Origin of the sequence: Ligilactobacillus acidipiscis DSM 15836, assembly GCF_001435755.1 — a bacterium.
Taxonomy (GTDB): Bacteria; Bacillota; Bacilli; order Lactobacillales; family Lactobacillaceae; genus Ligilactobacillus; species Ligilactobacillus acidipiscis.
This window is the reverse complement of record NZ_AZFI01000071.1, coordinates 1-9879: the sequence shown is the minus strand read 5'-3', so window position 1 is coordinate 9879 and position 9879 is coordinate 1. Positions and strand designations below refer to the sequence as shown.

The following is a 9879-nucleotide window of genomic DNA, read 5'->3' as shown; positions in this document are numbered from 1 at the left end:
TTTCAGCATTGTAGTGTGGAAGTTGGTTAGGTGCAACCTTTTGCCATGCGCAGCTTAACTACAAAACAAGCTGTACCATCTTTCCTTGCAATACCTACATAAATAGTTGTTAAAACAAACTGCTGATTTTCTCACAAAGTGATCAATTTTGGAGAAAAATAAATAATTTTTAGAATTAAGCTTATATTCAAATGTTAAATAAAATAGTTGCATTAACATCAAACAGACGTCCGAAATATATGAATCATCAATGCTTTCTATGGGTTAAAAGTAACACACAAAATGTTGTAATTAAAGTAAAAAAGTCTAATAATTTTAATTTCACAATCTAAAAATCATTGTTGAAGGTTGCACACAATATATTCTTGAAGTGTAAAAAAATTTTTTGTGAAAAATAAAAAGGCCTGCTATTTTGCAGACCATTTATAAAAATTATAAATTACAGTAACTTTTAACCAGCAATTTGTATATTAGATTTAACTTGATGTTCAATAACTTTTTCGTAGACAAAACACTCATCTGTTGGGCCATAAACCCCGACTAATTCACCGACATGGTTAAAACCGGTTTTGGCGATCACGTGCTGCATAGCCTGGTTGTTTTTATGCGTATCGATCCGGATGCTATCGATCGACGGATGATTGTTTGAGATCTCTTCAATCACTTTTTCGAAAAGCTGAGTAGCATAGCCATGCCCGCCATGAGCTGAATGGATCGCTACTCGGTGGATCACGATGTAGCTATCGGTGTTTGTTAACCAGTTACCATGCATATCATCATAGGCATGATCAGGTGCAGGAACTAATGATAAAGCGCCAACTGTTTGATGATCATCTGATTTGGCTAAAAAAGCAAAGCCGTGTTCAATATCGTATTTTACGTGATCGCGTGAAGGGTATTCACCTTGCCACTGGTCGACACCCTTTTCAGCAAGTTGGTCGCGTCCGTCTGCTAAAATTTCGATAATTTGCTCTAAATCGTTCATCTTTGCTTGTCTTAATTTCAATTTTGTACCCTCTTTCTAAAAGAATCAGTCACAAGTCAGTTTAAGCTCAAGAGTTTTGTTTATAGATATAAACTGTTTTTCAGCTCTCGCGAGAGTGAGAACGAGTTAAAAATAATGTCTTATGACTATACTTTAAAACGCATAGAAGTATTTTACTGAAAAACAGGCAACTTGCAAACAATTTGTGTCTATTATTAGAAAAAATTAACGTAAGGTCCTGACTTTTATGTTTGGATCGTTGTGAAATAAATGAATAACCCGATTCAAATAGTTATAAAATAATTAGTTTTAGGGCGTCAGGTGGTATAAAACCAGTAAATATGTGGTAAAATAATGGTTGCGGTATCATCGCTGACATGTCAGCGTTTGTGATAAAAATTGGGGAAGAAGGTCTTTGATCATGTCAAGAAAAACTTTTTTAGTTGCACGTTGTGGCCGGTTTGACTTACGCTTAGACTTGCACACCTTGGTACTTTATCAAGATTTTCTTGCTGATGTCTTTCCTGATCGATGTTTTCAATTATCGATGCTCGAAGTTTTGAGTTTCTTAGACGTTGTTGATAAATTTAATACAGAGCAATTAAAAATCCAGCAGGGAATAGGAGATCCTTATTGGTGTCAAAAATTATTAGCATATATTGAAAAAAGTTATCTAGTCAAAGAAATCGAATTATCTCGTTGAGTTTAATTTTTTTCTTTGAGGCCTTGCTTTTTTTGCCTTTTCATTTTAAACTTTGAAATAATATCTTAAAGGTCAATTACATGAAGTAGTTCTTCTATCTGGGTGTCAGGAAGTTGGTGGTCGCTGCGAACCAATCAGGGTGGAAGGTGCGAAATACCGTAATTTAAATGATACTGGTCAATAACTAGAATCCATTATCTTCTAGTGAGTGGTGTACTGATCGTACACAAAAAGGGTGGTACCACGGTAAAAACCGTCCCTATTGCATGCAGTTTGCAATAGGGGCGGTTTTTTTGCGCCTAAAAGAAAGGAATTTTGAAGTATGTTAAGAGCAACTAACGGAGGAATAGTTCGATATTAGTTAACCAATATATTTAGACTTATTGAAAGAATAACAAAAAAGAGGTTAACTAATATGACGAGAAAAAATTTAAAATTAGGTTTGTTTGAAGCAATCATTATATTGTCGTTAGTGCTGGCAATCATGGGGTTCGGCATGATCGGTCTGCAATTGTCGCCACAAGTACCAATATTATTGGCAATGACAGTCGTTATTTTTTGGGCAAAATTAAAAGGTGCTAGTTGGAAAGAGATCAATGACGGCATTCAAGATGGGATCGACAAGGGTATCATTCCGATCGTAATGTTTATTTTGATCGGGGCAATGATCAGCACGTGGATCGCCGCTGGTACGATCCCAACATTGATGGTGTATGGTTTTCAGGCTTTAAATGCGCGTTGGTTTTTACCAACAGTATTCTTGGTTTGCGCAGTCGTTGGAGCAGCAGTTGGCAGTTGTTTTACCGTGGTCTCTACGGTCGGTATTGCCTTTTTTGGCATTGGCGTCACAATGAACTTCGATCCAGCAATTGTTGCTGGTGCAATTATTTCAGGCGGTATATTTGGTGATAAGTTGTCTCCGCTGTCTGAAACCAATAATCTGTCCGCAGCTGTTGTTGATGTGAGTTTATTTGATCATATGAAGACTATTCTCTGGTCAACATTACCAGCGGCTGTTGTGACGACTGGTATTTTGGCGTTTTTGGGTTTAGGACATGACAGAGCAGATCTGTCTAAGGTCAATGCTACGATCTTTGCTTTGCAGGGAAACTTTCATATTTCATTTTTAACATTGTTACCGATCATGTTGATCTTTATTTGTGCATTTTTCAAAATGGGAGCTATTCCGACAATGCTGTTAAATGTTTTGGTTTCAACAGGAATTATGTTCGTAAGCCACGAGGCACTTAGCATGAATAAAGTTGCTGATATCATTATTAAGGGTTATGTTGCCAAAACGTCAAATAGACAAGTCGATCTTTTGTTATCACGCGGAGGAATAGAAAGTATGATGCCGACAGTAGCATTGATCGTTTTAACATTAGCTCTTGGAGGCTTGTTAGTTCATTTTGGCTTAGTTGCAACTGTTATGGATCCACTAGGCCATAAGTTAAACGGCCCGTTTAAGCTGGTCCTGGCTGCGCTTGTTGCTTGTGTTGGTGTTAATCTTTTTGTTGGTGAGCAATTTTTATCCATTATTTTACCCGGTCGTGCTTTCAAACAGACTTTTAGAAAGGGAGGGTTGACCGCTGCTGCTTTAGGACGAGTACTTGAAGACGGAGGTACTGTGATCAATTACTTGGTCCCATGGGGTGTTGGAGGAGTGTTTATTGCTAATACACTGAGCGTTCCAACGTTATCTTACTTACCATTTGCGTTCTTTATCCTTTTGTGCCCATTGTTTACTTTGTTGAGTGCAGCAACAGGTATTGGTTTGAAAACAGAGAGCGGCGAGCAATTAATTTTAGAGAAATAACATTAAAAGGAAAATAGAAAATCAGCGAAGCTGGAACAAATTATTCTCAATGATAATTGTTTCAGCTTTTTTTATAAAATTCTGTTATCGGTAACATTGCAAGTATAGCGCGAGGCTTATTAAAACAGGCTAGAAAACGATTGTTCCGCCGTTTGGGCAATGCTATTATAAATTTGGTAAATATAGCGTTGCCATTATTGACTAATAATTATCTAGCAGGTGAATAGGTAAGGTTCATTTGCTTATATTTTAAGATAGAAATGAGAAAAGGAGCTACGGGGATGAAAAGAATTTTTGAAATCGACCCATGGAAAATCGTTACTCATTCTTTGGATAAAGGAAATAAAAGGTTGCAGGAAAGTATTACCAGCATTGGAAATGAATACATGGGAATGCGAGGAATGTTTGAGGAAAAATATTCTGGTGATACTCACCCAGGTATATACTTGGGTGGCGTGTGGTATCCGGACAAAACTCGTGTAGGTTGGTGGAAAAATGGCTATCCAGAATATTTTGGCAAGGTGATCAATGCTGTTGATTTTGTCAGCTTGGACCTTCAAGTCAACGGAGAATCAATAGATCTTGCTAAAGATAAGTTTACAGATTTTTCTTTGGAATTAGACATGAAGCACGGCCTGTTGACAAGAAGTTTTATAGTTTACAAAGGAGATGCTAAAGTTCAGGTTGAGTCAGAACGCTTTGTTAGTGTGGCTTGTAAAGAACTGTATACTAATCGTCTGAAATTCAAGAATTTAGGCGAAAAGCCGGTTGTACTTAACGTGACTTCGATGATCAATGCAAATGTGTATAACGAAGATGCTAATTATGATGAACAATTTTGGAATGTTTTGGGGCAAAATACTGACAGAGAAAGCTTGCAGATGACTGCCCAAACGATCCCAAATGATTTTGGAACACCGCGTTTTATTGTAGCTATGAAGGCAGTTCATCAGACTTCATTGGAGTATCAAACGCAAACCAAGGAGACAAAGATGGTGTCTGCCAAGTGGCAGAAAAAATTGAATGCAAATGACCAAGCTGAGTTTGAAAAAAAGGTTATTGTAACGACTTCACGTGATTATGCTACCCGAGCGCAAATCGAACAAGCAGCTGCTGATTTGAGCAAAGAACAAGCGGCTAAATCTTTTGAAACACTACTTTCGGACCACGAAGATATTTGGGAAAAGCGTTGGGAAAAATCAGATATTATTATTAGCGGTAATGAAGAATCACAACAGGGGATCAGATTTAATTTATTCCAGCTTTTTTCAACGTACTATGGCAATGACAGCCGGTTGAATATTGGACCTAAAGGTTTTACTGGAGAAAAATATGGTGGAGCGACTTATTGGGATACAGAAGCTTTCGCTGTGCCATTTTATTTGGGAGCAGCACCTGCAAATGTGACGCGTAACTTGTTACAGTATCGCCATAATCAGCTAAGCGGCGCTTATCATAATGCGCAGGAGCAAGGTTTAAATGGTGCGCTTTTCCCGATGGTAACTTTTAACGGGATCGAGTGTCACAATGAATGGGAGATCACCTTTGAAGAGATCCATAGAAACGGAACGATTGCATATGCAATTTACAATTACACTCGTTATACTGGCGATCAAGAATACGTTCATAATGACGGCTTTGATGTATTAGTTGGTATCGCCCGTTTCTGGGCTGACCGGGTTCACTTTTCCAAACGTCAGGGAAAATACATGATCCATGGTGTCACCGGGCCAAACGAGTATGAGAATAACGTCAATAATAACTGGTATACCAATACCTTGGCAAAATGGTGTTTAGAATATACTGAAAAAATTGCTCAAGAAGTTTCAGCCAAAAAAATTCAAGAATTCAACTTAACGCATGAAGAACGGCAAAAATGGCAACAGATCAGTCAAAATATGTATTTACCATTTGATGAAAAACTTGGGATCTTTGTGCAGCATGACACATTCTTGGACAAAGACTTAACACCAGTTAAAGACTTGCCACAAGAACAATTACCCCTTAATCAACACTGGTCCTGGGATCATATTTTGCGTTCGCCATATATTAAACAAGCAGATGTTTTACAAGGAATTTATTATTTCATCGACCGTTTTAGTGAGTCAGAAAAAAGAAGGAATTTCGATTTTTATGAACCATTGACTGTTCATGAATCGAGCTTATCGGCAGCTACTCATGCCGTTTTAGCGGCTGACCTGCATAAAGAAGAAAAGGCTTTTGAAATGTATTCTCGGACTGCCCGTTTAGATTTAGATAACTATAATAATGATACTGATGATGGTTTGCATGTGACTTCAATGACCGGTTCCTGGTTGGCGATCGTACAAGGATTTGCAGGAATGCGTGTTAAAAATAATAAGCTTGCACTTGCGCCATTCGTACCCCAGCAGTGGGATGGATATTCTTTCCGACTTAATTTCAGAGGAAGATTACTCAGCGTAACTGTCGACAAAAAAGGGACAAAGCTCAGCTTGCTGACGGGCAAGCCGCTGGAAATTATACTAAATGGTAAGCCGATAGTAGTTGAGATGGAGGCAAAATGACAATGAAAGGTGTATTATTTGATCTGGACGGGATCTTGACCGATACTGCCAAGTTTCATTTTGCGGCTTGGAGAAAACTTGCTAAAGAAAAGTTGGCGGTCGATTTGCCAGCTGAATTTGAACAGGAGTTGAAAGGTGTCAGTCGAGTTGACTCATTAGTTAGGATCATGAACTATGCAGGTATTAAAGAGCAATATAGTGCTGAACAAATTGAAAAGTTGGCTAATGAAAAAAATAGGTATTATGTTGAAGCAATCAGCGCATTGACTGAGGATGACATTTTACCTGGTATCACAACTTTTTTGCGAGAACTAAAAGAACAGCATGTTTTAAGTGCAATTGCTTCAGCATCTAAAAATGCACCGCTTATTTTAGAAAAATTGGGCTTAAATTCATACTTTGCAGCAATCGCTGATCCAAGACAAATAGCTCATGGTAAGCCTGCGCCAGATATTTTTTTAGCAGCCGCTGAGGCATTAAACCTAGCGCCAGCAGAATGCATAGGAATTGAGGATGCAGTGGCTGGTGTAACTGCCATTAAGGCCGCGGGGGTCATCGCAATTGGTGTTGGTGATCCAAATGAACTTGGCCAAGCAGATTTAGTGATTCCCTCAACTGTAGAATTGGATTATGGATTGCTTAAAAATTTGTTTGATCAAAAACAAAAGAATTAAAATATTGATAAAGGTAACTGGCAGTGTATACTGGCAGTTATTTTTAATGGTGCGCCGGGCATGGTTAGTAACTAGGCGGCTTTAGGCAGATAGTTTGTTCAGTGCGAGAAAAAGTATATTGAATGAAATCATAAAAGAATCTATGATTATAGATAGAAAAAATGTTGGATAACCAATTTAAAGAGGGGTTTGTTGATGACAACTTTAAAAGATGTGGCAGATCAGGCACATGTTTCACGAATGACCGTGTCTCGTGTGATCAATCACCCTGATAAAGTGACTGAAGAGGTCAAACAACTAGTATATCAAGCAATGCAAAGCTTAGATTACCATCCTAATGCAATGGCAAGGGCATTAGTCAATAATCGAACACAGATCATTAAGCTGTTGGTTTTAGAAGAGATGACGACGGTTGAACCATATTATATGAATTTATTGACGGGGATCTCAAAAGTATTAGAAGAACACCAATATGCACTGCAGCTTGTAACGGAAAACAGTTTTGAGATCGGAACTTGTGACGGGTATATTATAACAGGAATGCGCGATGAAGATTATCAGTGGATCAAAGAATTAACTCTTCCTTTTGTATTATTTGGAGAAAATAGGTATGGTTATGATTTTGTTGATTCTGATAACAAAATGGGCGGCCAGATCGGAACACGTTACGCTATTCAAAGGGGCTATAAGCATTTGATCTATGTCGGGATCGATTTGGCTGAACCATTTGAATATTCACGTGAAGCAGGCTACATTCAAGTTATGCAAGAAAATGGATTGGAGCCGCAAATTATTCGGAGCGTGAATCATTCTACGCAGATTCAAAATTATATCAGTGAACACTGGTCTGAGTTTGAAGAAAATACTGTGTTTATTAGTGCTTCGGACCGTCTGGCACTGGGGATCGAACGGGCGATCATTGCTCAAAAAGGCAGTATTCCTGAGCAGTACGGAGTGATCGGGCACGATAGTGTTTTTTTAGACCAAGTAGCTTTTCCTAAATTAACAACTATTAAACAAGAGGTCAGCAAAATGGGAGGACTATGTGCCAAGATGTTGCTTGACAAGATCAACAATGGAAATCAGTTACAAGGAAAGTGTGTCATAGAGCCGCAATTAGTGGTTAGAGGAACGACAAAGTGAAGAGCAAAAAAATATTCGAAAAAAATGGCTTAGGTCGTGGTACCCAGGACTTTTTTCTTGGCTAAATAGTAAGTAAAACTTGTTATCGATAACATCAGAAATTATCTTGCTTTATCTGGAACGATTTATTAAATTTAAAATAGTTGAAGCGAGGGAGGAACAAAAATGAAAGCATTTTCGAATGGAGAACGGATTATTTATCAAATTTATCCAAAGAGTTTTATGGATTCAAATCATGATGGGATCGGGGATTTAAATGGTATCATCACACGCTTGGATTACTTAAAAGCATTAGGTGTCAATACGTTATGGTTGAATCCGATTTTTGTTTCTCCTCAAATCGATAACGGATATGATGTTTCAAATTATTTCATGGTCGATCCAATACTGGGCACAATGGAGGATTTCGATAATTTGGTAGCGGCTGTGCATAATAAAGGCATGGAATTGATTCTGGATTTTGTTTTAAACCATACATCAGATCAGCATCCGTGGTTTAAAGACGCTGCAGCTAACCCACATAGTATCTATCGTGACTATTACTTGTGGGGAAAAGGAAAAGGCAATCAGCTACCTAATAATTGGGCTTCTTTTTTTGGGGGAAGTGTCTGGGAAAAAGACCCAGCAGGGACTGATGATTATTATTTTCATCTTTTCGCTAAGGAAATGCCGGATCTTAATTGGGCTAACCAAGAAGTACGACAAGCCATGGTCGATGTTGCTAAGTTTTGGCTGCAACACGATATTGATGGTTTTAGGTTAGATGCTTTCATCCATACTGCTAAAGCAAATTTTGAACAGAATGTGTTTTCTAAAGATAGCACCGAACCGCAACTAGCGGAAGAATTTTATGCAAATTTGCCTCAAGTGCAGAATTATCTGTCGGAGTTTATTCAAGAGTTAAGGAAATTAAAGTCAGATATTTTCATCTTGGGAGAAGCGGCTAGTGCTGATATCGACTTAGTTGAGAGTTATACGGATCCGCAACGTTCAATGTGTGACAGTGTGGTAACTTTCCGTTATTTTTCTGATGACCAAGATCAACAGTTTTCAACTGCTATTCCCGAGCAAGGACAACCGCACAAATTAGACTTAGTCAAATTTAAGCAAACGATGGTCAAATGGCAAACGGTCCTACAGGGATGGAGTTATCCCACTTTGTATTGGAGCAATCATGATCTGCCGCGTATTTTGGACAAGTTGATGGTTGCTTCTGACCAACAAAATAATGCTGCCAAAATGTTAGCAGTTTTAATGTATTTACAACGGGGTATCCCATGTATCTACTATGGAGAAGAACTAGGCATGACTGCAGGGATCTTAACTGATCCAGCTGAATTTGAAGATCCCAACGCTTTAGAATTTATGAAAATTGGGACAGAGAAAGGTTTCGAACATATTGAGTTACTTAAGAGCTTGTCAGCCAGTCATAAGATGGGGGCTCGCAGTGTAATGCAATGGACTGATGGAGTGAGTGCTGGTTTTTCCGACCAGGACCCGTGGCTCAGTGCAAAAGGAAATGGTGCAAACGTCTTATTGGAGAAGCAAGATCCAAATAGTGTATTAGCCTTTTATGCCAAAGTTTTATCTCTGAAACAAAAACAGCTGTATACAGTTGGTCAGATAGTTTTTGACCTATCTAATAGGGATGTTTATGCTTATAAACGTTCTTTTGATACCCATCAGGCTTATATTTTTTGCAATCTTTCAGCTAAAGAACAAGAAGTAGCTCTTCCCGCAGACTGTTCTGATTTACGGATACAATTAAAAAGCCAAGTCAAAGTAGATCATACTACTGCCAAAATAAAACTGGACCCTTATGGAACGATTGTTTTAGAAAGATAAGCAAAATTATTAAAGACAGTTTTATAGAGTTTGTTGCTTTACTTGAGCTGTATACGGCAGAAGTATGTGCCTAACGACCTTCCATATCACAATGCAAAAAACCGCATTCTAGTGTGAAAGTCTGTTAGTACTCGCTTTCTCCCGTCACGCTCCGCTCTGTTTTGTAG

The 9879-nt window shown here is 38.3% G+C and carries 7 protein-coding genes; 6 read left to right on the top strand and 1 reads right to left on the bottom strand.

Going from position 1 to position 9879, the window contains the following annotated elements; translation table 11 throughout:
* Positions 1 to 451: 451 nt before the first annotated feature.
* Positions 452 to 1006, bottom strand: coding sequence for a GNAT family N-acetyltransferase (locus tag FC65_RS06150; protein WP_056971952.1), 555 nt, complete (start codon positions 1004 to 1006; stop codon positions 452 to 454).
* A 400-nt stretch (positions 1007 to 1406) separates the two neighbouring features.
* Here FC65_RS06150 and FC65_RS06145 point away from each other — a divergent pair, with 400 nt between their 5' ends.
* From FC65_RS06145 to FC65_RS06120, 6 genes are all read left to right on the top strand, one after another.
* On the top strand, positions 1407 to 1688 hold the full coding sequence (locus tag FC65_RS06145) for a hypothetical protein (protein ID WP_010498797.1): 282 nt from the start codon (positions 1407 to 1409) through the stop codon (positions 1686 to 1688).
* Positions 1689 to 2103: 415 nt separating this feature from the next.
* Entirely contained in the window at positions 2104 to 3504 is a 1401-nt protein-coding gene (gene nhaC / locus FC65_RS06140; RefSeq protein ID WP_010498798.1) for a Na+/H+ antiporter NhaC, read from the top strand.
* A 281-nt stretch (positions 3505 to 3785) separates the two neighbouring features.
* Positions 3786 to 6050: a glycoside hydrolase family 65 protein gene (locus FC65_RS06135; RefSeq protein WP_056971951.1), complete on the top strand. Its 2265-nt coding sequence runs from the start codon at positions 3786 to 3788 to the stop codon at positions 6048 to 6050.
* Between the two features lie 2 nt (positions 6051 to 6052).
* On the top strand, positions 6053 to 6724 hold the full coding sequence (pgmB, locus tag FC65_RS06130; RefSeq protein ID WP_056971950.1) for a beta-phosphoglucomutase: 672 nt from the start codon (positions 6053 to 6055) through the stop codon (positions 6722 to 6724).
* Between the two features lie 195 nt (positions 6725 to 6919).
* Entirely contained in the window at positions 6920 to 7867 is a 948-nt protein-coding gene (locus tag FC65_RS06125) for a LacI family DNA-binding transcriptional regulator (protein ID WP_010498807.1), read from the top strand.
* 165 nt (positions 7868 to 8032) lie between these two features.
* On the top strand, positions 8033 to 9712 hold the full coding sequence (locus FC65_RS06120; RefSeq protein ID WP_056971949.1) for a glycoside hydrolase family 13 protein: 1680 nt from the start codon (positions 8033 to 8035) through the stop codon (positions 9710 to 9712).
* Positions 9713 to 9879: the final 167 nt, after the last annotated feature.